The following is a 23,904-nucleotide window of genomic DNA, read 5'->3' on the forward strand; positions in this document are numbered from 1 at the left end:
TATATAAATATTGGTAGGGAGAAATATGGATGCGAGGGAAATTTTAAAATATGTAGACCATACGCTATTGAAAGCGTTTGCAACATGGGGGGACATAAAACTGCTGTGTGATGAAGCAATAGAGTATAAAACTGCTTCTGTTTGTGTACCGCCTTGTTATATAAAGAAAATTAATGAAGCTTATAGTGGCAAAATAAATATTTGCACTGTAATAGGTTTTCCGTTGGGATATTCAGTAACTGAGGCAAAAATAGCAGAATGTGAGCAGGCGATTAAAGACGGTGCAAATGAAATTGATATGGTTATAAACATTGCTGATGTGAAAAATAAGGAATATAAAAAGGCAGAAGAAGAAATATCCGCCATTAAAAAGGTTACAGGAAACAAAATATTAAAAGTAATAATCGAAACCTGTTATCTCACAGAGGAAGAAAAAATCGCTATGTGTAAGGCGGTTACCAATGCAGGTGCGGACTATATAAAGACATCAACAGGATTCGGTACAGGCGGAGCCGATTTAGAGGACATAAAATTATTTAAAAAATATTTGGGTGAGGGTGTTAGAATTAAGGCATCCGGGGGTATAAAAACACTTGAGGACATGGAAACGTTTATTAAGGTTGGGTGTTCAAGGATTGGTACAAGTTCTGCAATTAAATTGATAAATGACGCTCAGCGTTAATTTATAAAAAATTTTAAGTTAGTAAGGTAAATGGAGGAGATTATGAAAAAATTAGGTATCATTGCACTTGCACTTATGCTGATTTTGGCTTTATCTGCATGTGCTAAGGAACAAGCTACGGATACACCGGCTGACGGAACATTTGAAATTGCGCTTATTACCGACGTTGGAACTATTGATGATAAATCATTTAACCAAGGTGCGTGGGAAGGCGTTGTTGCTTATGCTGAAGAAGCTAATAAAACATACAAATATTACAAACCATCTGAAAAATCAGACGATGCTTATTTAACTTCTATCGATTTAGCTGTTAAGGCAGGAGCTAAAATAATCGTTTGTCCGGGATATTTATTTGAAGTGCCTATCTTCAATGCTCAGGACAAATATCCTGAAGTACACTTTATAATTCTTGACGGTAACCCTCATGCCGGGGATTGGGTTCCTGTAGTAAAGGATAACACTTTATCAATATTCTATGCTGAAGAAGAAGCAGGTTTCCTGGCAGGATATGCAGCTGTTAAAGACGGCTATAAAAATTTAGGGTTCATGGGTGGTATTGCTGTTCCTGCAGTTATCCGTTTCGGTTACGGATATATTCAGGGAGCAGAAGTTGCAGCTCAGGAATTAGGATTGGCTGACGGAGAAGTAAAAGTTAAATATACATACGTAGGAAACTTTGATGCTACACCAGAAAATATGGCAAAAGCAGCAGCATGGTACAATGAAGGTACCGAAGTTATATTTGCTTGCGGCGGTGCTGTAGGTAACTCAGTTATGAAGGCAGCCGAAACAGCTAAAACAAAGGTTATAGGCGTTGACGTTGATCAATCGTCGGAATCTGAAACTGTTATGACTTCTTCAATGAAAAACTTAACAAAATCAGTTTATGATGCGCTTAAGTTATTCTATGACGAAAAATTCCCGGGCGGAGATATTCAGGTATTGGATGCAACAGTAGGCGGAGTACAGTTACCGATGGAAAATTCTAAATTTGAAAAATTCTCTCAAGCAGATTATGATGAAGTATACGGAAAAATAGTAAACAAAGAATTTGAAATTCTCGGCGACCAAGACGTTGCAGGTCCAAAAGAAATTGAAACACAAAAAGTTGTAGTAGAAGAAATAAATTAATATAACCTTTTATTTCAGTTGAGATTTCAATTGATACAAAAAAGTGTCTTGACGTATTTATCCTAAGACACTTTTTTGCTATAAACTACCATAAGGAGTTTTAAGTATGGAATATGTTATAGAGATGAATCATATTACCAAGGAGTTTGGTGATTTTAAAGCAGTTGATGATGTTACATTTAAAGTAAAAAAGGGTGAGATTCATGCTCTGCTGGGAGAAAACGGAGCCGGCAAATCCACCCTTATGAGTATATTGTTCGGTTTGTATCAAGCTGAACACGGCGATATTTCTATTAACGGAAAGCCCGTGAAAATCAATAATCCCAATGATGCAAATGATTTGGGAATCGGAATGGTTCATCAGCATTTTAAATTGGTTCATAATTTCACTGTTTTAGAAAGCATTGTATTAGGTAAAGAAACTACTAAGCATGGCTTTCTCAAAATGGAAGAAGCAAGAAATAAAATAAAAAAATTAAGCGAGCATTACAAATTAAAAATAGATCCCGATGCCCGCATATCCGATATAACGGTTGGTATGCAGCAAAGGGTGGAAATTCTTAAAATGCTTTACAGAGACAATGATATATTAATATTTGACGAGCCGACGGCAGTTCTTACTCAGCAGGAAATAGATGAGTTGATGAAAATAATGAAGGATATGACCGAGGAGGGTAAATCAATTGTTTTTATTACTCATAAATTAAATGAAATAAAGGCGGCAGCAAATAGGTGCAGCGTTCTGAGAAAGGGAAAATATATAGACACTGTTGATGTGAGCGTGACGTCAAAAGAAGAAATGTCGGAAATGATGGTTGGAAGAAAGATAAGCTTTGTTATCAACAAGGATGAGTGTACGTCGGAGGAACCAGTTCTTAAGGTGCAAAACCTTACTATAACAAATAAAGAAACTAAGAAAAATAAAGTCAATAATGTTTCTTTTAATGTAAATAAAGGCGAAATTCTTTGCATAGCAGGAATTGACGGCAATGGACAATCTGAATTGGTACAAGGTATAACCGGTTTATTGCCCTTAACATCAGGCAAGATTTTATTAAATAACGAAGATGTTACCAAAAGTTCTATCAGACAAAAATGCATTGCAGGTTTTGCTCACATACCCGAAGACAGACAAAAATACGGTCTGGTTCTTGATTACAGCTTGAAGGAAAATGCTGTCTTGCAAACATATTATGAGCCAAAATTTCAAAAGAACGGATTTATAAAATTTGATGCCGTAAAAGAATACGCAAAAAAATTAATTGATAAATTTGATATAAGATCCAGTCAGGAAGAGGACTCCGTTGTGCGGGGCATGTCCGGAGGAAATCAGCAAAAGCTGATTGTTGCAAGAGAAATTGACAGAGATCCCGATATTATTATAGCAGTACAGCCGACCAGAGGTCTCGATGTAGGAGCTATAGAATATATACATAAGCAATTAATTGCACAAAGGTGCACAGGAAAAGCTGTTTTATTGGTATCATTTGATTTGGATGAAGTAATGAACGTAAGTGACCGGATATTGGTTATGTATGAAGGTGAAATTGTGGGAGATTTAAATCCAAAAGATGTTACGGTTCAGGAATTGGGGCTTTATATGTCCGGAACTAAAAGGAGTGTGTACAATGAAGCATAAGCCAAAATTTAGTTTAATGAATTCAAGCTGGGGAGTAAGCTTTATTTCTGCCGCAATGGCTATTTTTATAGGTCTCCTTTTCGGTTTCGTTATTTTATTAATAAGTAATTCAAGGGAAGCAGTACCGGGATTTTTTGCAATTTTACAGGGCGGCTTTGCAGACGGTGCAAAAGGAATAGGCGACATGCTGTATACTGCAATCCCTATAATTTTAACCGGTCTTTCTGTGGGCTTCGCTTTTAAAACAGGTTTATTTAACATAGGGGCGTCCGGTCAATTTACCATGGGTGCATTCGTTGCAATTTTTATAGGTATTAAATGGACATTTTTACCGGGTCATTTGCACTGGATTGTTGCTTTAACCGGGGCCTTGATAGCAGGAGCTTTGTGGGGACTGTTACCGGGCATATTAAAAGCATATTACAACGTACATGAAGTTATATCTTCTATTATGATGAATTATATAGGTATGTATTTAGTAAATATCCTCATAGTTAAAAATATTCATGATAAAATTAAAAATCAAAGCTTACCTGTTGCCAAGACTGCAATTATACCAAAGGCAGGTCTTGATAAAATTTTTGAAACGAACAATATGAACATCGGAATTCTTATTGCAATATTAGCTGTTATTGTTATTTATATAATATTAAGTAAGACAACCTTAGGTTATGAATTAAAGGCGTGCGGATTAAGTCCTGCTGCCAGCAAATATGCAGGAATAAATGCCAAGAATAAAATAATACTCTCTATGCTGATAGCAGGTGCATTATCAGGACTTGGGGGAGGACTTTTGTATCTTGCCGGTTCAGGAAAATATCTGCAGGTAGTTGATATTTTAGCTCCTCAGGGTTTTGCCGGAATTTCCGTGGCGCTTCTTGGTATGTCAAATCCAATCGGAATTTTATTTGCAGGATTGTTTATTGCACATTTGACAGTGGGAGGAGTAAACATCCAGTTGTATTCATTTGCTCCCGAGGTAATTGATATAATTATTTCTGCAATAATTTACTGCGGAGCATTTGCACTTCTATTTAAAAATATAATCTTAAAAATAAATAAGCATAGCAGCAAACAGGAGGTCAGCAAATGAATCTAATTTACTTTATTGCTCAACAAACTATGTTTTTTGCAATTCCTTTAATGATTGTTGCTTTGGGAGGAATGTTTTCTGAAAGAAGCGGTATTGTAAATATAGCACTTGAAGGAATTATGGTTATGGGTGCCTTTGTCAGCATTTCATTTTTAAGTATATTTCAGAATATGATGAGCGGTCAGCTGTTATTAATTCTTGCAATATTGGTTGCAGGACTGACGGGAGCCGTATTTTCACTGCTTCATGCCTTCGCTTCCATTAATTTAAAAGCAGATCAAACTATAAGCGGTACAGCTCTTAATATGTTTGCTCCCGCCTTTGCTATATTTGTTGCAAGAATGGTACAGGGAGTTCAGCAGGTACAGTTTTTAGATACATTTCATATTGCCAAGGTTCCTTTTTTGGGGGATATTCCCGTGTTGGGTCCGATACTGTTTCAAAACTGTTATATAACAACATATATTGGAATTGGAATAGCTGTAATGGCGGAAATAGTTATAAATCATACTAAATTCGGCTTAAGGCTGAAGGCATGCGGCGAGCATCCTCAGGCAGCGGATTCTGTAGGTATTAACGTATATAAAATCAGATACGCAGGTGTAATAATTTCAGGTATACTTGGTGGAATAGGCGGACTTGTGTTTGTTGTTCCGACATCCACAAACTTCAATGCGACAGTAGCAGGATACGGATTCTTAGCTCTTGCTGTTTTAATATTCGGTCAATGGAGAACAAAGAAAATATTTTTCGCGGCGTTTTTCTTCGGTATAATGAAAACTTTTGCTGCGGCTTACTCTGCTATACCGATACTTAAGTCACTTCCTATTTCTAATGATGTATATAAAATGATTCCTTACATTGCTACATTAATAGTTTTATCTTTCTTCTCTAAATCTTCACAAGCACCAAAGGCATCCGGAGTACCTTACGACAAAGGAAGCCGATAGTAAAGCTTAGAGGAGTTGCTGTATATATGTACGATAAAAACAAGGGCTTTGAATATGAAAAAATTGCCGAAAGGTATTTGCTTAAAAATCAGTATTCAATAATTGAAAGAAATTTTATCAGTAAATTCGGTGAAATTGATATTATTGCGCTAAAGGATGATCGGCTTCATTTCATAGAAGTAAAGGGCAGAAAGAACCTTTCATTTGGATATCCGAGAGAAGCGGTTACAAGATTAAAGCAGAAAAAGCTGATAAGTGCGGCAAAGTACTATTTTTTGCTGACAGGCAAAGATGATGTACCCTGTCAGTTCGATGTTATTGAAATCATTATGGAAAATAGGGTAATAAATATGATTGAAAATGCTTTCTGAGTTGTACTTGATATTTATTATCGTCTATGATATTATTTCAAATGTCATCCTGAGCGTAAGCGAAGGATCTCGTAGAACAAAAGATGAGATTCTAAGTTTGAAGCCTTTAGAATGACTAAAAGGTTTTTAAAATTCACCATTAATAGTAAGAAATCAGGAGAAATAATGAAAAATAAATATACCGTGTCATTTACAACTCTTGGGTGCAAGGTTAATCAATTTGAAACCGAAGCAATGACAGAGCTTTTGGAAAAAGAAGGCTTTGATGTTTTGCCTCATGATATGGAAAGTGATATATATATAATTAATACATGCGCTGTAACTAAAGAAAGCGAAAGAAAATCAAGACAGTTTATCAATAAGGCAAAGAGAAACAATCCTGATGCCGTTGTTGTTGCCGTAGGATGCAGCGTTCAATTAAACGGTGAAAAGTTGAATAAAGAAACTGCCGTCGACATAATAATAGGTACTAAGAACAAAGGTAATATCGGCAAGCTGTTAAAAGAAAAATTAGCCAATATGGAAATGCTCTCTTATGAAATAGAAGATTTTAAAGGAAAAGAAGAATTTGAAGAATTAAAAATAAGCACTGTTCATGATAAAACCCGTGCCAATATAAAAATTCAGGATGGCTGCAGCCAGTTTTGCTCTTATTGCATAATTCCTTATGTCAGAGGTCCTATAAGAAGCAGAAATCATGAAGATATAGTAGAGGAAGTTAAAAAGATTGCGGCTAACGGGTATAAGGAAATAGTGTTAAACGGTATTCATATTTCTTCTTACGGTAAGGACGTTCAAAAAAAGGATGCATTAATAGCATTGATAGAGGATATAGATAAAATCGAAGGTATTGAAAGAATTCGATTGGGTTCATTAGAGCCAAAGCTGATAACCGAGGATTTTATTAAACGATATTCAGCTCTGAGCAAGGTATGCGATCATTTCCATCTTTCACTGCAAAGCGGAAGCGACAGCGTATTGAAGCGAATGAACAGAAAGTATACTTCAACAGAGTACAAGGACAATGTAGAGCTTATCCGAAAGCATATGCCCGATGCCGGCATTACAACTGACATAATAGTTGGATTTCCGGGAGAAACTCATGAAGAATTCGATGAAACTATAGATTTTGTTAAAGCTATAAGATTTTCAAGAATTCATGTATTCAAATATTCCGTAAGAGAAGGTACCAAAGCTGCAGAAATGGAAAATCAAGTTGATGACTCCGTAAAATCCGAAAGAAGCAAGCAGCTTATTGATTTAGGAAATACTATAAGCAAGGAATTTATGCAGCAATTTATCGGAAGTAAGCTGCCCGTACTCGTGGAAACACACAAAAAAGAAAATTTATTTGAAGGATATACAACAAACTACTTGAAAGTTTTGATAAAAAGTGATAATAATATTAAAAATCAAATAGTTTCTGCCTTGATAAAAAATGTAAAGAACGATTTTTTATCAGGGGAATAGAATACTATAGATAATTGTTAACAGGAAGAGGTGAAAAAATGAGCTGCATATTTTGCTTAATTGCAGAAAAACAAATTCCATCACAATGTGTATACGAAAACGATAATGTAATTGCCTTTAAGGATTTAAATCCTCAGGCACCTGTACATATACTTGTTATACCTAAAAGGCATATAACATCAATGAATGATATAAATACAGAAAACAGTAATGTAATAGCTGAAATATTTGAAATCATAAATAAAATTGCTGAAAGCGAAGGTATTAAGGAGTCTGGTTACAGGGTTATAAGCAATTGCGGAGATGATGGTTGTCAATCTGTAAAACATCTCCATTTCCATTTGTTGGGTGGAAGAAAATTGTCAGAAACTTTATCATAAATTTCTTGCATTTACTTATTCTATGTTATATAATGATTAAGTGCTATTTCAAACTCGCTGGTGTTTTTGGACACACAGTAGTAGATGACGAGGGGAGGGTAGCAAAATGACAGAGGTAAAGGTTAGAGAAAACGAGTCCATCGACAATGCTCTCAGAAGATTTAAAAGACAGTGTGCACTTACAGGTGTTATGTCAGAAGTAAGAAAGAGAGAGCATTATGAAAAACCAAGCGTAAAGCGTAAAAAGAAAGCTGAAGCGGCTCGTAGAAAGAAAAATAAAAAAGCGAGATAAGAGGTGAATGTATGCCTTTGAAAGAGAAGCTCATGGCAGACCTGAAGGAAGCCATGAAATCTAAAAGCAAAGTCAATAAAGATGTTATTACAATGGTAAGAGCAGCTATTAAACAAAGGGAAGTTGATGACAGAAAAGAATTAACTGATGCCGATATAATTGACATAATAGCAAAACAGATAAAGCAGAAGAAAGATTCAATCCCCGACTTTGAAAAAGGCAATCGACAAGATCTTATAGATCTTACCAACCAAGAAATCAAAATACTATTAGAATATTTGCCGCCTCAACTGTCAGATGAAGAGCTTGATTCTATTGTCAGAGAAGCAATAGAACAAACAGGCGCTCAAACCAAAAAAGATTTGGGCAAGCTTATGGCTCTCATAATGCCAAAAGTAAAAGGCAAGGCTGACGGCAAGCATGTAAATGAAATTGTGGCAAAATATATAAAATAGTTTAAAAACCCCTCAGGGGGTTTTTTATTTGCAAAAAAACATATTTATTGACATAATTATTAATGGTATAATGGTTGTATAAGGGGGGGATAAGCTATGCTGATGATGTATCTTTCTATGTTGGATACAGAAGAAGATAAAAATATATTTGAAGAATTTCACGAAGAATACGCTTCATTAATGTATAAAAAAGCATATGGAATATTGAGGGACAGTGAATTAGCAGAGGATGCGGTGCAAGAAAGCTTTATACGCTCTATTAAATATTTTGATAGTTTTCCTAAAATAAAGTGTCCACAAACACGAAATAAATTCGTTAATATAGTTAGGTGCATATCTTTTGATATATATAGAAAGAGAAAAAGTCAGCAAGCTGTTTCATATGATGAATTTGAAGAAACAATAACAGATGTGCTTGCGGTTACTGATGATATACTTGATAGTATGGAATTTGAGCGTTATCTTTTTATGTTGCCTAAATCCTACTATATTATCCTGTCATTAAAATATGATGACGGGTATTCATATAAGGAAATAGCCGGCATATTAAATATAACCGAAGAAAATGTCAAAAAGAGACTTATGCGTGCAAGAAAAAAATTAAGGGAAATAATAAATGATCAGGAGGCAAAAATTTAATGCAAAATGTAACAGATGAAGAATTAGATATATTGCTGACTGAGCATATGCCAAAAGCCAATATGTTATTAGACCGCCTTGAGGAAGAAAGAGACAAGAACGTGGCTCCTCATGTTTTTTCTGAAGAATATAAGAAAAAAATGAAAAATATAATAAAAGAATATAGCAAAACTTCCGCACAAAGAAAGTTTACAGCCTTTCGAAAATATGCTGCTGTTGTTCTTATTATTTTTATCTTAACTAACAGCTTCTTGATTATTACAGTACAGGCATACAGAACAAGAGTTTTTAAAATAATAACCACCATCTACGATACATTTACTTCAATAATAACTGAAACAGATGAAAATCCGTTAAATGAAGCTCCTGAATTTACAGAACCATCGTATATTCCTGATGGATTTGAAGTCATAAACGACATAAAAACGGATATAACAAGAAAAATTGATTATGAAAACGGAGATAGAATACTTGTTTATAAACAAAGTATCATAACAAGCAGTGAACTCAGAATAGACACTGAAGGTAACGAAATAAAAAATATTAAAATAAAGGAACATAGCGTAAATTATGTTTTTAATAAAGGTATGTATAATGCATATTGGAATGACAATAAATTCAGCTATATTATTACAGCCGAAACCTCATTTGAAGAGCTGTTGAAGGTTATTGAAAGCATTATTCAAAAATAAAAATTAATATACAAAAAAATTTATAAAATTTTTTAAAAATTGTGTCCACAAAAGCCACCTGAATTTCGTATATAGTGTAGAAGCAAATATTATATGAAAAACAGGAGGCTTTTATTATGAGAAGAAAATTTATTGCTATGATAGCGGCTATTTTAATAGCAAATATATTTGTTATTACAGCCGCAGCAGAAACAGGAGGATTAAAAGGAAATGAATTTATAATTTCTCCAATGTATACTTATATTTCAAACGCAGAAGCATTATTATCAATTAATTCTTCCGGTAATGCAACAGCAGAGGTTTATGTAACCGGAAACAGTAAAGTAACAAGTATAAAGGCAACAATATTTTTACAGCAATATAAAAACGGAAGCTGGACAACCATAAAAATATGGAATGAAAGTAGCGACACAAAAATACTAAATTTTATTGATATATATAATATTTCAAGAGGCTATGAATACAGGGTGAGATCAACGGTGACTGCTTATAGCGGACAGGAATCGGAAAGTACCACCGTGACAAGTAGCTCGCAGTATTATTAAAAATATTTACAGCTTTAGCTACATATTACAATAAAGACATTTAAAATCAAACAATATGTATAAGGTTAAATAGTTAAATAAATACAATAAAATTTTCTAAATATGGCGGATTTTTTTCCGTTATATAATAAAAAATTTTAGAGAGGAGTGGAGATATGATACATATAAGGTCGCCAAATAACTTAAAAGACTCTTTAATCCCTCAACATATAAATACTTAATTCCGAAAAAGTACATGAGAGGATATTCAGAGCCTTATTAGTAACATTATATAGCAACTATGATGTGTTTTCAATATTTTATTGCTATATAAAAATTTTAAGAAGATAAAATACAGATAAGGAGTGTTAAAAATGAAAAAAATAAAAAGATTTCTAACTTTTTTATTAACCATTTGCTTAATATGTTTATTTCCAATCAATGTTTATGCTGCACAAGTAGATCTTTCTAATAATATAGAAATCTACGCAGATAAACTCCTTGAGGATTATACATTTGAAAGAGTAATTGGAAATGGTAGTGTAACAGTTTTTATTAAATCAATGGATGGAACAGTACAACATATCCTAATAAATAATAATGGAAATATTTATTTAGATGGAGAGTTAATAAATAATAGAATTATTAATAACGCATATGCGTATGATGAAAATTCTTTATCCAATACTATTGAGTCAATTACTTGGGGTCCATGGCAATCATCATATCAAGAAATAGAAACCGGCGGATTAACAACTGTTATAATAGCAGGATTAATATTGCTTTTTGCACCTTGGATTTCAGTCAAAGTAGCTGCTGTTATTGCAGGTGCTGTAGCTGGTAAATATGATATTGTTGGAATAGATATTGAAATACGATATGGAACGGATGATGAATACTTACATTATCAGAGATATACAGATTTTTATGGAGATGGGGAACATGTATATGGACCATATTATGACACTGGTAAAACAGCATTATAATAGGTATTAATACTATGGACAAGTTTTTCTTGTCCATAGTCTATTATATGTTATTAAATAAGCTTATTACAAGCGCACATATATGATAAAACCTTTCAAAATTAGATTTTTAATTAACCTATAAATGAGGTGATTTCTATGAATAATGCATTAAAAGAATCTATTAAATTCATATTTATATCATTAATTGTAAGTCTTATAGTTTATAAGTCTTCTAACTTAGGTGTTGACTTTTTTGCATATATATTTGTATATTTTTTAAGTTTCTTTATATTATCTTTTTGGCTTAATAATAATAATATAAAATGGGGAATCAAAATATTGTTAGCCGTATTTATTGGTATAATAGGTTTTACAACAATTGCGTATTTCTATGGGTCAGGTAAAATTTTAACAAGATATACCATCGCATTTTGTGTTGTATATATTTGTTTTATAGTAGTGAATTATATAAAGAAAAAACTGATTAAAAATAAAATTATTTAAAGAGATTGGTGTTAGTATATAATAGTGGACACGAAAAGTTTAACACGATAAAATATAAAAATAAAGAAAGGTGCGTGTTAAACAATGTCCAAAAATGGTATCCGTTATACGGATGAATTCAAACAGCAGATAGTAGATTTATATGTCAAGGGGACGTATGTCAAGGGTGTCTGTCAAGGGGACGTCTGTCAAGGGGACGGGGTTACTGTCATCTCTACAATTTATTATGATGGATAACATTAAATGAATTTTAGGTTTATTCTCTTGACACAGATACTTATACATGGTATAAATTGCCAAAAGGGGTGATTTTATGCCAAGAGTCGCAAGAAAAAGAAGTGAAAGCGGAATATATCATATCATGATGAGAGGAATAAATAGACAAGTTATCTTTAAAGACAGAGAAGATTATTTAAGATTTATTGAAACCTTGCTTAAATATAAAAATATTTGTGAATACCAACTATTTGCATATTGCTTAATGGACAATCATCTACACTTACTATTAAAAGAAGGTAAAGAACCCTTAGAAACTATAATGCGAAGGATATGCGGAAGCTTTGTTCTTTGGTATAATAAGAAATATGGCAGGATAGGATACTTATTTCAAGATCGTTTTAAAAGCGAACCGGTAGAAGATGATACATATTTTTTGACAGTACTTCGATATATTTTTCAAAACCCCATAAAAGCCGGAATAGCAAAAAACATTAAAGATTATAATTGGACTAATTATGATGATTATTTAAAAAGTAGCAGAAGATCAGAAGCTGATTTTGTTCTTAAATTTTTTAATATATCAAGCAGAGAAGAAGCAATAAAAAATTTCATAGAATATGTTAACAAGAATAATGATGATGAATGTATGGATTTATCCGAAAAAAATATAATGACAGATGATGAGGCATTGAAAATCATTAAAGAAATTTGTAAAATTGAATATCCTTATGATATACAAGAACTTAAGATTGATAAAAGAAATATTTATATAAAAGTATTGAAAGAAAAGCATAATTTGTCGATACGACAAATTGAAAGACTAACAGGGATAAATAGAGGAGTAATTCAGAAAGCGTAGTTGTCAATAACCCCGTCCCCATGACATCCCCATGACACGTCCCCATGACACCCATGACAGTCCCCATGACACCCACGTCCCCATGACACCCATGACATCATCATATGGAGAATTTTTAGACACTCAATTTAATGATTTAAGCTCCACACAAAACCACTTGAATGGTTCAAAAGTAAATTTTGACCAAATACTTTATATGTATGACAATAATATTTATGGGTCCTATGTTCACATAGATACTGTTTATTATTATTCGTATAATATAATAGATTCAAATGACTTTAATGTATGGGAAGTCAAAAAAGAAAGTAATAATTTATTGTTAATGAATAGCAAGTTTGTAATCTATGATAAAAATCAGTTTTTTGATTTAATTCCTAATACAAATAATAAAATATTATATTAACGGAGGAGTTATGAAGAAAATATTTTATTACACACCATTCTTTTTTTATTTATCTATAGTGATTTTATGCTGGAGCATTGGCTTAGTAATCAATATTGATGGTTATGCAATTTTAATAATTTTTTTAATAAGTGGTATTCTTTTGTCGAGAAATAAAATTTTAGGCGGAATTACTGGAATTGGAGGAAGTTTTTATATATTCTACTTAGGATTATCAAATTGGAAACTTCAATCTATAGATTTTATTGTTTCTGTATCAATATTTGTTTTTTACTTAGGGTGTATGATCTATTTGTTAAGAAGAAAGCACAGTTAAATACTATATATTCCCAGATAGGACGGTTCGAGACCCATGAAAAAGTCCCAGTAAAATTAAAGTGTCAAGAGTGTCAGGGGTGTCAGGGGTGTCAGGGGGACGGGGTTACTGTCATCTCTACAATTTATTATGATGGATAATATTAAATGAATTTTAGGTTTATTCTCTTGACACAGATACTTATACATGGTATAAATTGCCAAAAGGGGTGATTTTATGCCAAGAGTCGCAACGCATGATAAAACACAAGTTTTAGCTTCACAATATTATGCTGATGTTAATAGACCAGCTACAAGGTACCACAATGATAATATTATGAGAGAAGAATTTAGAATTGGGAAATTAGAATATAATATAGTTGGTGGATATCCAAAATCTATTACGTTGCCATATTTTAGTGAACTATCTACGATACCAGGCATTTAATAAAATATAAGGGAGCATACGCATATTGAAAGCTAATATAAATAAGATAATTTTAATTATTATGATGATGTATATAATGATATGTATTGCATCAAATATGTACTATGATGAGATTTTACTTAATAAAATTGATGACGGAAAAATAATCTTTAGCATATATACAAATGCGGATGCTCCCAAAGATACAAGGTACATTGTATACCTTAATGAATCATTTGTATATTTTTGTGTAATAAAAAATAAAGCTATAGCACCTTTTAATATTGCACATATACCGTATATAGAAAAAGAACATATAATTGACCCTGATAATATGATTTATGTTGGAGGCTTTTTCAAGGACTATGGCTATTACAATGAACACAAAAGTATTAAAAGTGGAATTGTATTTAAGGGTAGTGAAGTATATACTAAATCGGGAATGATAAATTTTGAGAATATTTATTTTGGTATTACAGATAAACAAATAGAAGGATATCCAATAGAAATATATTCAATTGATAATATTGCAAGAGATAAATACATTTTTATGATAAAATATAAAGAAAAAATTGAATTTGATGATTTTAGCATTGTTTTCTTTTAGGAAGGTGTAAGAATATGTCAGAGGTATCAGGGGGGACGGCAGACTGTGCAAAAACGCCGAACAAACCGAACACAATTATACCATAAACCATTGAAAAATCAATAGTTTTATGGTATAATTAAAGAAAAAATGAGGTGAACTTAACGGTTCAAAAAGTTGGAGAAATTATACGATATAATATATTTCATGAAATGTAATATATTATCGAACATTATTATATATGGAGGAGGCTAAAATGGGAAAAAGTGAGAAAGCAAATAAAATGATTCTAATATTTTCAACCGTATTTATTATCATATCCCTAAATTTTTTTACATTTACAGTCAATGCTGTATATGATACTCTAATAATGCATCTTGCACCTACTGCCACGGATTATTTTAGTTTGAGTAGTATAATAAAGTCTATTTCAACTGATAAATCAGAAAATATAGATATTGCCAACAACGCTTATGAATATCTTATGCAAAAATATCTAATTTATCATCTGACATACTGAAAAATTTTGATAATGAAGAAATACCTTATGGATTTCAATTTATAGAATCTTTATATTATGATAAGAACCTATTTATTTTAAAGAGATAGAATATGATGGAAGTAAAATTTTGATAGCTATAAATGATACAAGCTATATTTTACAATTGAGGGAAGATGAATTATATCATTTTGTGAATATCGTTAGATACTAAAATTAAGGAGCATATATGAAAACAGGCATAATATTTGATTTAGACGGAACATTATGGGATTCTGTCGAACCAGTAGTCGATGCATGGAATGAAGTTATTAGAAATAATTATAGAATTAATTATACGCTAACTATAGAAGAAAGCAAAAAACTTATGGGAAAAACAATTACTGAAATAAGTTCAATTATATTAAGTGAAGTTGATAAAGACAGGGCATTGGAAATAATAGAGGAATGCTGCAAGAAAGAGTTAATATATTTAGAAGAAAAAGGCGGCAGATTATATCCCAATTTAGAAAATACATTAAAAAAGCTGCTTAAGAAGTATAATTTATATATTGTCAGCAATTGTCAGGACGGATATATAGAAATCTTTTTAACATATCATAAATTAGATAAATATTTCAGTGATTATGAGAACCACGGCAGAACAAAATTATCCAAGGGAGAAAATATTAAGCTTATCATTGAAAGAAACAAATTAGATAAAGCAGTTTATATCGGAGATACTCAAGGAGATTATGTTGCAGCAAAATATGCTGGTATACCTTTCGTTCATGCTAAGTATGGGTTTGGTACTGTAACCGAAGCTACATCTTTCATAAATACATTTGATGAACTGCTAAAAATACTTTCAAAAAAACACATTTATAGACATCAAATTAAGTGTCCACACTTATATACTAACACCATGAATTATATAAAGAAAAAGATGGTTAAAGATAAATAATATATTTCTGATGCTGAGATTTATCTAATTCATATGATTCAGGAGGCTTAATAATATGTATTCTATTATTTCTATCTTTTTAACAGCGGTTTTCTTTGTTATATATTTTAAAATATTATCACTATTTGATTTCCCAATTTCTGCCTTAGCTGATATTGTAATAATGTTTCTTATAGTGGTGGTGATACTTCCTGCATCTTTTATAAGTGCAACAAAATTGATGGACTTAATAAAAAAAATAAAGTAAGTAATAAATAAAATTTAGGTGGTAAATTGATTATTCTAAACAAAAGAATAAAATTATTATTTAATTATAATTTTGACAGCAATAGTTAGGCTGCAGTAAGAATATTAATAAGAGGTGGATGTCATTATGAATAATGAAAGGGATAAAAACAACAAAAATAATATTGAAGAAAATATAGAAAAACCTATAAATGCTTTTAATGATATAAAACTGTTTCTTTACCTACTTTTATGTTCTGAATTATTAATGCTATATTATTCCGGAAGGCAAATGTTTTTTCAAAAAGTACGTTTTGCATTCATCTCCGCATGGGTGATGAATGTTGTGATATGCCGGATGGGATCGTGTCGAAACACTTTCGCAGAATTTTGATATTTTCGTAGCAGAAGATAGTAATGATACGGTTGAACCGGATATTGATCCTGTATTCATGGAAGCTGGGCTGTCTGCTTAATAATTAAATACGTTGAAAGGACGTACAATATAATTTATGGGGGAGGTTGAAATGGAAGAAATTTTAACAGGCATATAAAAATTCTATTGATAGTATTGATTGTTATAAGTGTTATATCAGTTATTATATCAAAGACCGGACTGTAGGAGAACCAGTATGAAAAAGAAGCTATGTATTATTATATTTTGCATTACAATAATGTTTGTTTTTATACCAGCATATGCTTATGGAGATATGGGACCCAAGCCATCCGTTGTAATAAACTTTAAAGGTCTTGAGGGAGAAGCTTACTATGCGACTTTGTTGTCAGAAACATCTTCTACGGGACCCTACAGTGCAGTTGGAAGATTTCAGGGAGATCTCAGATATGAGAAAGATGACGATGATTATGAAGTTTGGCAAAAATTCGTTGACTATGAGGATGAAGACGGATATTATTTTTTACAATACTTCGAAGACTGTACAAGAACATCACAATTTCGATGGGGATACTATCCTCCTCAAAAATTTAAAATTTTAGTTTATTTTCCGGATCTGGACAACTTTGTTGTAAGCGAAATCTATGAGCAGTATGCCTTTGATTCCTATTTCAAAGCTGATGCAACTAATATGGAGCTGCTCCCTTTGTCAATCATTGAAGGAATAAAGGTGGAAACAGATTATAATTATACATGGGAAATTATTTCTCTTATTATAAGAATAATTACTACCATAGCAATTGAAGTTTTAGTTGCTCTGTTTTTTGGCTACCGAGATAAAAATCAGTTGCGTATTATTTTAAAAACCAATATTGCAACTCAGGTAATTCTTAACGTTATGCTTAATACGGTTAATTACTTTTTAGGAGGCTTGGTGTTTGTACTAAGTTATTTTTTGGCAGAAATCTTTGTGTTTATAATAGAAGCTTCCATATATTCCAATTTGCTTACTAAACAAAGTACTGACAGATTGGCTAAAAAATCATATGCCATATTGTATGCTTTAGCTGCAAATGCAGCATCCTTTTTCTTAGGGTATCAAATCGCTAAGGTTATACCGGGAATTTTTTAAAAAACTCAACTATGAACAATAACATATAAGAAGAAAATTATTACCGGCTAAGGTTTAAATTGAGGAGGAACGATGAAAAACATAATAATCAAAACATTATTTCTTATAATTACAATTCTTGTAGCAATAGTCGGCTGCAGTAAGGATGATGAAAAGGAGACGGCGATATCCTTCCTTAAGAGTATGTATGAAGTTAATGACTATGAAAATTACGAGAGGTCTGTAGATATACGTAATAAAGGAGAAGATGGTAAATTCTGACTTGTCGGGAATAACGCAATACAATGATGAAGAAGCTAAAGAAATATACGGACAATACATAGATAAGTACGCTCCTTTTGTTACGAAAAAAGGTCTCGACAGATTGTTTGCTTTAGGATTGGTTACTTATATGGATAAATTGGCTTATGAAAACAACATATATATAAGGACTGAAAATATTGAGCTGAATGAAACAGAGGACCATGAGTATATGTATGCTGTAAGGTTAAAGTTTATGAAAGACACTGTAGAAACAGAGGGAGAATGCACAGGTATAGTGGGAATGGCACAGGATGAAAGCGGCAGCTACAAGGTTAATTTTATAAAAAAGACCGACTCCAAAGCAATCAATGAAATGCTGGAAAAAATAAATAATTAAATATGTAAGATTGTGAAAACCTCTAAACTGATGTAAAATGAAAATATCCGGTTTTGGGTTTTGTAAATTATACTTAAAAAATTGACGAAAAGAGGACGGGTTAAGACCAATGAAAAAAGTTTATATTGCTATAACAATGCTTGTAGTTCTTATATTATTCTTATTGTTAAAAATGAAAATGGATAATAGCTTGCGTGCTATGTTTGATAAATGGGAAACGGGAGATGTCGATACTACGGAAAGTATTGAGATAATGAATTCTTTTATAGAATATTTAGCTGAGAATCCTGAAATCTCTGTTGAGGATATAATGAATTTATCACAGAGATTTAAGGTTTATGACATAGATGGCTTCAGGATTATAGAATATGTAGAAAACCCTGAGTTTTATGGTAACAGCGGAAAGGGCAGTTATCATATAGTTATGTATAACGATATAATAGAAATTATAGACAGCAACGGCAGTATACAAATTGACGATGTTATTAAACTAAATGATAACTTATACAGTATGTATGTAACAGATTATAAGTTTTCAAATATTACCGGTATCAATATTTTCAGCATAGCAATAAATGAAAAGGGTATAGGATATAAACCGATTATAAGTAGTGCAGAAATACCTGATGGATTTCAATTTATTGAATCCTTATATTACGATAGTGGGCATATTTATTTTGAAAGTACAGAATATGACGGAAGCAATGTTTTTATAAGTGTAAATAATACAAGCTATATGTTACAGTTAAGAGAAGACGGATTATATCATTTTACTGATATTGAATAGATACTAAAATTCAGGAGCATATATGCTTGATATTAAGGTTGAGTGGGATAATGATACAAGGACAGCAGTCTTCAGCGAATAATTTTAACTTGAGCCCCTTTGATATACAAGGGGGTTTTTCACTTACAGTATAAGCGACCGACAATATTCTGGGGACGGACTTGAAATGGATTTCAAGAATACGTCCCCGAAATGTATATATCCTATTTAAGCTCTGTTCCTCCCCATTCAATAACTGCAAATCCATTCCTTTCAAATGCGTCTAATGCAGGTTCCTGCACTTCCGCAAACTCGTCTAAAGCTTTATACACCATAAAAATTCTTAAAATACTGTCCGGTTTTGGGCTTACATTCAGTTTAGCACTGCTTTCATAAATATCTGTCTGGAATGTGATTAAATTGTATTTGTTATTTTGCATATGTGGAAGCCAATAAACAATAAATTCATTCAGCTCTTTAGGAGTCAACCCCATATACTCTAATTTCTCCTGTAAAAATTGTATAGTATCTGTTCCTTTTACTACAAAACCTTTTGACATATCCCAGGAACTTTCTCCTATACCTTCCCAATATAAGTATGAATACTCTCTGCCGTCATCCTTATTAATCAATGTTCCGTCAGAAACCAGTCAACTTTTCTTTCAGGAAGGACATGATACTCCTGCAAATGTTTTCTTTTGTTATTGACTTTTTTGTTGTTCGGGATTATAATTTAGTTAAACGTTTAAGTAGGTATTCATTATGAAAATTACCATTAAAGAAATTGCAAAAGAGGCAGGAGTATCTATTGCCACGGTTTCGATGATTTTAAATAACAAAGATAAGAATATTACTCATGCAACCCGCATGAGAGTTCTGGATGCGGTAAAAAAATATAACTATGTTCCAAATGCAATGGCAGGCAGTCTTGTAACTCAAAAAACTCATATTGTGGGGTTAATACTGCCTGATATTACCAACCCCTTTTTCCCCGGTATTGCCAGAGGCGCTGAAGACAAGGCAAATGAATCGGGTTACAGCATTATATTTTGCAATACAGACGATAAGCTCGAAGTGGAAGAAAAGTATATTGAAACTCTCACTAAAAAAATGGCGGACGGAATAATAATTGCACACTCTTCCGGCAGTGAAAAAATGTCAGAAATATTGGAAAGATGTAAAGTTCCAATAATTTTAATCGACAGAGATTTTTATTCAGAAAAAATTTGCGGTAAGGTATTGGTTAACAATTTAGAGGGAGCATACAAGGGTGTTTCTCATTTAATAAACAAAGGATATACAAGAATAGCATTTCTCTCAGGCTCGTTAAAGACCCGCACAGCAAGGGACAGATTAGAGGGATATAGAAAGGCATTATCAGACAACGGTCTGAAATATGACGAAAAACTTGTTAAATACGGTGAATACAAAATTGAATGGGGGAAAGACGGCATTAATGAATTGTTATCTGAAAAACGGCAGTTTGATTCCATATTTTGCGGCAATGACCTGATTGCAATCGGTGCTATTAAGGAGCTTAAGAAAAATGGCTTCAGTATTCCCGGTGATGTGGGTGTAATGGGCTTTGACGACATATATCTGGCAGGGCTTGTGGAGCCGTCTCTTACTACAGTCAGACAGCCTAATTACAAAATGGGTTATCAGGCTATGGAGTTATTGCTGGAAACCTTGAATGATCCGGATAAGAAAAGTAATAATTTTAAAGAAACAGAAGTAATAACACTGGGTACAGAAATAATCGAAAGAAATTCTATATAACAATTAATTATAAAGCAGGTGGCAGAATGAAAAAAGGAAATTTATTAAACTCTGAAATTTCATATGTTATAGGTAAAATGGGACATACGGATTCACTGACTATAGGAGACTGCGGACTCCCTGTTCCGGAAGGAGTTCAAAGGATAGACCTTGCGGTAGTAAAGGGGTTGCCGGAATTTATTCCTGTATTGTCTGCGGTGTTGGAGGAGCTGTTTATTGAAAAGGTTATACTTGCAAAAGAAATAGTCCATAGCAACCCCGAGTTGAACAATAAAATAACAGAAATTATAAAAGCTGCCGAAAAAGAAGAATCAAGAGCAATTGAAGTTGAATATGTAGCCCATGAAGAATTCAAGAAAAGAACAGCAGGTACCAAGGCGGTGATAAGAACCGGCGAATATAAAGCATTTGCTAACATTATACTTGTATCCGGAGTAACATTCTGATGAATATAAAAAATTAGCGGGTGGTGATTAATTGAAAGACATTGCAGTATCAATGAAACATATTACGAAAAATTTTTCCGGTATTAATGTATTAAAAGATGTGAGCTTCAATATTTACAAGGGGCGTGTTATGGCACTTGTAGGTGAAAACGGAGCAGGAAAATCCACCCTGATGAAAATTCTTACCGGTGTTTATCTGAAAACGGATGGAGAAATTTATCTGAATGGCAGTGAGGTCAGCTTTAATGATACTCATTCATCCCAGGAAGCCGGAATTGCCATTATACACCAGGAATTAAATTTAGTTGGTGACCTGTCCATAGGAGAAAACATATTTCTCGGAAGGGAACCCATATCAGGCAGAGGACGAATTCTTTGGAAAAGGCTTTATGAAAATTCCGAATATTGGCTGAAAAAGTTAGGGCTAAATGAAAATCCCAGGGAGCTGGTCAGGAATTTAAGCGTCGGAAAGCAACAGCTGGTTGAAATTGCAAAAGCTCTTTCTATTGATGCGAGGATTATTATAATGGATGAGCCAACCGGTGCTTTGACACCTGCCGAAACACAAAAATTGTTCAATGTAATAAATGATTTAAAAAGAGAAGGAAAAAGCATTGTATACATATCTCACAGATTGCAGGAAATATTTGAAATATGCGATGATGTGACCGTATTGAGAGACGGAGAGCTGATTGGTGAAAGGGCGATTCCGGAAACAGATGAAGATAAAGTAATTGAGATGATGGTGGGAAGAAAGCTAAGCGAGCAATATCCCAGAATTGAAACTACAATAGGGCAGGATGTTTTGCGGGTGGAAAACCTTTCAAACCAATTTGTAAAAGACATTTCATTTTCATTAAGACAAAGCGAAACATTAGGGGTAGCCGGTTTGATGGGGTCCTCCAGGACTGAGCTCATGAGGACGCTTTACGGAATTTATCCGTATAAGGGAGAGATTTTTTTAAACGGTACAAAAATAAAGATTCAGTCTCCCATGGATGCCTTGAATTTTGGAATAGCATATGTTTCAGAAGACAGAAAGACCAACGGAATAATAACCGATATGAGTGTGAGGGACAATATAACCATGTCCTCCCTTAAAAAATTTACAAGTACTCTTGGTCTGATCAATAAAAATAAGGAGCAAGATTCGGCAAATAATTATATAGAAACAATGTCCATAAAAACTGCCGGTACGCATCAATTGCTAAAATACCTAAGCGGAGGAAATCAGCAAAAAGTTTCCATTGCAAAAAACCTTAATACCAATCCAAAAATACTTATATTGGATGAACCCACCAGGGGCGTGGATGTAGGTGCAAGAAAGGACATCTATGATTTAATTAACAAGTTTAAAAGAGAAGGTATGTGCATTATAGTTGTATCTTCTGATATACCTGAAGTTCTGGGAATTTGCGACCGCATAATGGTGATGCACGAGGGTAAGATTTCCGGCTTTTTACAACAAAAAGATGCTACTCAGGAAGCTATCATGACACTTGCCGTAGGAAAGGATGTGTAAAATGACGACCATTAAAAAACTGCTCAAAAATAAGCCCTTAATAGTGCTGCTTGCTGCCTCGGTTGTTGTAGCGATTATCAATCCCAGATTTCTGACCTGGGGCAATATTCTGACTGTTCTCAGGCAGACATCCATCAATGCGGTAATTGCCACAGGCATGACCTTTGCAATATTAATCGGAGGCATAGATTTATCGGTGGGCTCGGTTCTGGGTTTTTGCGGTGCTATAGCGGCAGCTATGATTTCATCAGGCATAAATGCATTTGTCGTTGTAATTGCGGCTTTGATGTTAGGAACCTTTATAGGCTTCCTTAACGGAACACTTATTACCGCAGGACGATTGCAGCCCTTTATTGCAACTCTGGGTACGGTAACGCTGTTAAGAGGCTTAATTCTTGTATTTACAAAGGGAAGACCGATAAGCACGGGAAGCACCGGTGCATCCGAAGCCTTTGGAAAAATCGGTACAGGGTTTATCGGACCTATACCCATTCCCGTTTACATAATGATTGTAGTATTTATTTTGGCGTACTATATATTAAATCATACCCGCATAGGAAGATATATTTATGCAACCGGCTCTAATGAAGAAGCGACAATTTATTCGGGGATTAAAACAAGCCGCGTCAAATTATTTGTTTATTCAATTTCAGGAATGACGGCGGCTTTGGCAGGAATACTGATTACGGCAAGATTAGGCTCTGCCCAGCCGACGGCAGGTGCAGGATATGAGCTTGATGCCATTGCGGCAGTTGTCCTGGGAGGAACAAGCATGGCAGGAGGAGTCGGAACAATTGCAGGCACGGCAATTGGTGCCCTTATAATCGGTATATTGAACAATGCCCTGAATTTAATGAAGGTACCATCGTATTACCAGGATGTAGCAAAGGGTATAGTTATATTAGCAGCAGTACTTCTTGATAGAAAACAAAAACTATCAAGATAAAAAATAAAAATCAAAAATAATTTGGAGGGTT

At 33.3% G+C, this 23,904-nt stretch carries 31 protein-coding genes; 30 read left to right on the forward strand and 1 reads right to left on the reverse strand.

Going from position 1 to position 23,904, the window contains the following annotated elements:
• Nucleotides 1-25 precede the first annotated feature (25 nt).
• The 26 genes from deoC to RT412_RS04135 all read left to right on the forward strand — a co-directional run bounded on the left by deoC (nt 26) and on the right by RT412_RS04135 (nt 19,201).
• Nucleotides 26-682 carry a deoxyribose-phosphate aldolase gene (deoC, locus tag RT412_RS04010; RefSeq protein WP_313346333.1) on the forward strand — a complete coding sequence of 219 codons (657 nt, stop codon included), beginning with the start codon at nt 26-28 and terminating at the stop codon, nt 680-682.
• Nucleotides 683-724: 42 nt separating this feature from the next.
• Entirely contained in the window at nt 725-1,813 is a 1,089-nt protein-coding gene (locus tag RT412_RS04015; RefSeq protein WP_398438863.1) for a BMP family protein, read from the forward strand.
• A gap of 106 nt (nt 1,814-1,919) precedes the next feature.
• Nucleotides 1,920-3,452, forward strand: coding sequence for an ABC transporter ATP-binding protein (locus RT412_RS04020; RefSeq protein ID WP_313346335.1), 1,533 nt, complete (start codon nt 1,920-1,922; stop codon nt 3,450-3,452).
• Nucleotides 3,442-4,545 carry an ABC transporter permease gene (locus tag RT412_RS04025; protein ID WP_313346337.1) on the forward strand — a complete coding sequence of 368 codons (1,104 nt, stop codon included), beginning with the start codon at nt 3,442-3,444 and terminating at the stop codon, nt 4,543-4,545. The genes RT412_RS04020 and RT412_RS04025 overlap by 11 nt, the downstream gene beginning before the upstream one ends.
• The gene (locus tag RT412_RS04030; protein WP_313346339.1) at nt 4,542-5,495 is read left to right on the forward strand and encodes an ABC transporter permease; all 954 of its coding nucleotides are present in this window, start codon (nt 4,542-4,544) and stop codon (nt 5,493-5,495) included. The genes RT412_RS04025 and RT412_RS04030 overlap by 4 nt, the downstream gene beginning before the upstream one ends.
• 26 nt (nt 5,496-5,521) lie before the next feature.
• On the forward strand, nt 5,522-5,866 hold the full coding sequence (locus RT412_RS04035) for a YraN family protein (RefSeq protein ID WP_313346341.1): 345 nt from the start codon (nt 5,522-5,524) through the stop codon (nt 5,864-5,866).
• Nucleotides 5,867-6,031: 165 nt separating this feature from the next.
• Complete coding sequence (gene mtaB / locus RT412_RS04040; protein ID WP_313346343.1) at nt 6,032-7,336, forward strand: tRNA (N(6)-L-threonylcarbamoyladenosine(37)-C(2))-methylthiotransferase MtaB; 1,305 nt, start codon at nt 6,032-6,034, stop codon at nt 7,334-7,336.
• A gap of 38 nt (nt 7,337-7,374) precedes the next feature.
• Nucleotides 7,375-7,716, forward strand: a complete 342-nt coding sequence (locus RT412_RS04045; RefSeq protein WP_313346345.1) for a histidine triad nucleotide-binding protein — start codon at nt 7,375-7,377, stop codon at nt 7,714-7,716.
• 106 nt (nt 7,717-7,822) lie between these two features.
• Entirely contained in the window at nt 7,823-8,008 is a 186-nt protein-coding gene (gene rpsU, locus RT412_RS04050) for a 30S ribosomal protein S21 (RefSeq protein ID WP_019227108.1), read from the forward strand.
• Between the two features lie 11 nt (nt 8,009-8,019).
• Nucleotides 8,020-8,463: a GatB/YqeY domain-containing protein gene (locus RT412_RS04055; protein WP_313346348.1), complete on the forward strand. Its 444-nt coding sequence runs from the start codon at nt 8,020-8,022 to the stop codon at nt 8,461-8,463.
• Between the two features lie 96 nt (nt 8,464-8,559).
• A complete protein-coding gene (locus RT412_RS04060; protein ID WP_313346350.1) occupies nt 8,560-9,102 on the forward strand; it encodes a sigma-70 family RNA polymerase sigma factor in 543 nt (180 codons plus the stop codon).
• Nucleotides 9,102-9,794, forward strand: coding sequence for a DUF4367 domain-containing protein (locus RT412_RS04065; RefSeq protein ID WP_313346352.1), 693 nt, complete (start codon nt 9,102-9,104; stop codon nt 9,792-9,794). The genes RT412_RS04060 and RT412_RS04065 overlap by 1 nt, the downstream gene beginning before the upstream one ends.
• Nucleotides 9,795-9,910: 116 nt before the next feature.
• The gene (locus RT412_RS04070) at nt 9,911-10,339 is read left to right on the forward strand and encodes a hypothetical protein (RefSeq protein WP_313346354.1); all 429 of its coding nucleotides are present in this window, start codon (nt 9,911-9,913) and stop codon (nt 10,337-10,339) included.
• 353 nt (nt 10,340-10,692) lie between these two features.
• Complete coding sequence (locus tag RT412_RS04075; protein WP_313346356.1) at nt 10,693-11,304, forward strand: hypothetical protein; 612 nt, start codon at nt 10,693-10,695, stop codon at nt 11,302-11,304.
• Nucleotides 11,305-11,442: 138 nt separating this feature from the next.
• Nucleotides 11,443-11,790: a hypothetical protein gene (locus tag RT412_RS04080; RefSeq protein ID WP_313346359.1), complete on the forward strand. Its 348-nt coding sequence runs from the start codon at nt 11,443-11,445 to the stop codon at nt 11,788-11,790.
• Between the two features lie 313 nt (nt 11,791-12,103).
• Nucleotides 12,104-12,868: a transposase gene (locus RT412_RS04085; RefSeq protein WP_313346362.1), complete on the forward strand. Its 765-nt coding sequence runs from the start codon at nt 12,104-12,106 to the stop codon at nt 12,866-12,868.
• A gap of 416 nt (nt 12,869-13,284) precedes the next feature.
• Entirely contained in the window at nt 13,285-13,590 is a 306-nt protein-coding gene (locus tag RT412_RS04090; RefSeq protein WP_313346366.1) for a hypothetical protein, read from the forward strand.
• A gap of 216 nt (nt 13,591-13,806) precedes the next feature.
• Nucleotides 13,807-14,016, forward strand: a complete 210-nt coding sequence (locus tag RT412_RS04095; protein WP_313346369.1) for a hypothetical protein — start codon at nt 13,807-13,809, stop codon at nt 14,014-14,016.
• 25 nt (nt 14,017-14,041) lie between these two features.
• Entirely contained in the window at nt 14,042-14,602 is a 561-nt protein-coding gene (locus tag RT412_RS04100) for a hypothetical protein (RefSeq protein WP_313346372.1), read from the forward strand.
• 235 nt (nt 14,603-14,837) lie between these two features.
• Nucleotides 14,838-15,101, forward strand: a complete 264-nt coding sequence (locus RT412_RS04105; protein ID WP_313346374.1) for a hypothetical protein — start codon at nt 14,838-14,840, stop codon at nt 15,099-15,101.
• A 208-nt stretch (nt 15,102-15,309) separates the two neighbouring features.
• Complete coding sequence (locus RT412_RS04110; RefSeq protein ID WP_313370937.1) at nt 15,310-16,023, forward strand: HAD family hydrolase; 714 nt, start codon at nt 15,310-15,312, stop codon at nt 16,021-16,023.
• Between the two features lie 373 nt (nt 16,024-16,396).
• Nucleotides 16,397-16,642 (forward strand): hypothetical protein, encoded by a 246-nt coding sequence (locus tag RT412_RS04115; RefSeq protein WP_313345422.1) that lies wholly within the window; start codon nt 16,397-16,399, stop codon nt 16,640-16,642.
• Between the two features lie 238 nt (nt 16,643-16,880).
• Nucleotides 16,881-17,774, forward strand: coding sequence for a hypothetical protein (locus tag RT412_RS04120; protein WP_313345425.1), 894 nt, complete (start codon nt 16,881-16,883; stop codon nt 17,772-17,774).
• Nucleotides 17,775-17,846: 72 nt separating this feature from the next.
• Nucleotides 17,847-18,035, forward strand: a complete 189-nt coding sequence (locus RT412_RS04125) for a hypothetical protein (protein ID WP_313345427.1) — start codon at nt 17,847-17,849, stop codon at nt 18,033-18,035.
• Nucleotides 18,022-18,414: a hypothetical protein gene (locus tag RT412_RS04130; protein ID WP_313345430.1), complete on the forward strand. Its 393-nt coding sequence runs from the start codon at nt 18,022-18,024 to the stop codon at nt 18,412-18,414. The genes RT412_RS04125 and RT412_RS04130 overlap by 14 nt, the downstream gene beginning before the upstream one ends.
• Before the next feature lie 109 nt (nt 18,415-18,523).
• On the forward strand, nt 18,524-19,201 hold the full coding sequence (locus RT412_RS04135) for a hypothetical protein (protein ID WP_313345432.1): 678 nt from the start codon (nt 18,524-18,526) through the stop codon (nt 19,199-19,201).
• Between the two features lie 203 nt (nt 19,202-19,404).
• On the opposite strand, the gene RT412_RS04140 is transcribed toward RT412_RS04135, so the two are convergent.
• A complete protein-coding gene (locus RT412_RS04140) occupies nt 19,405-19,812 on the reverse strand; it encodes a hypothetical protein (protein ID WP_313345434.1) in 408 nt (135 codons plus the stop codon).
• 130 nt (nt 19,813-19,942) lie between these two features.
• Between RT412_RS04140 and RT412_RS04145 the strand changes: the two genes are divergently transcribed.
• The 4 genes from RT412_RS04145 to rbsC are packed head-to-tail and all read left to right on the forward strand — an operon-like array spanning nt 19,943 to nt 23,873.
• Nucleotides 19,943-20,959: a LacI family DNA-binding transcriptional regulator gene (locus tag RT412_RS04145; protein WP_313345437.1), complete on the forward strand. Its 1,017-nt coding sequence runs from the start codon at nt 19,943-19,945 to the stop codon at nt 20,957-20,959.
• Between the two features lie 26 nt (nt 20,960-20,985).
• Nucleotides 20,986-21,405, forward strand: a complete 420-nt coding sequence (rbsD, locus tag RT412_RS04150) for a D-ribose pyranase (protein WP_313345440.1) — start codon at nt 20,986-20,988, stop codon at nt 21,403-21,405.
• A gap of 52 nt (nt 21,406-21,457) precedes the next feature.
• Complete coding sequence (locus tag RT412_RS04155) at nt 21,458-22,927, forward strand: sugar ABC transporter ATP-binding protein (RefSeq protein ID WP_398438907.1); 1,470 nt, start codon at nt 21,458-21,460, stop codon at nt 22,925-22,927.
• Between the two features lies 1 nt (nt 22,928).
• A complete protein-coding gene (rbsC, locus tag RT412_RS04160; RefSeq protein ID WP_313345446.1) occupies nt 22,929-23,873 on the forward strand; it encodes a ribose ABC transporter permease in 945 nt (314 codons plus the stop codon).
• Nucleotides 23,874-23,904: the final 31 nt, after the last annotated feature.

The organism is Sedimentibacter sp. (assembly GCF_032080165.1).
GTDB lineage: Bacteria > Bacillota > Clostridia > Tissierellales > Sedimentibacteraceae > Sedimentibacter.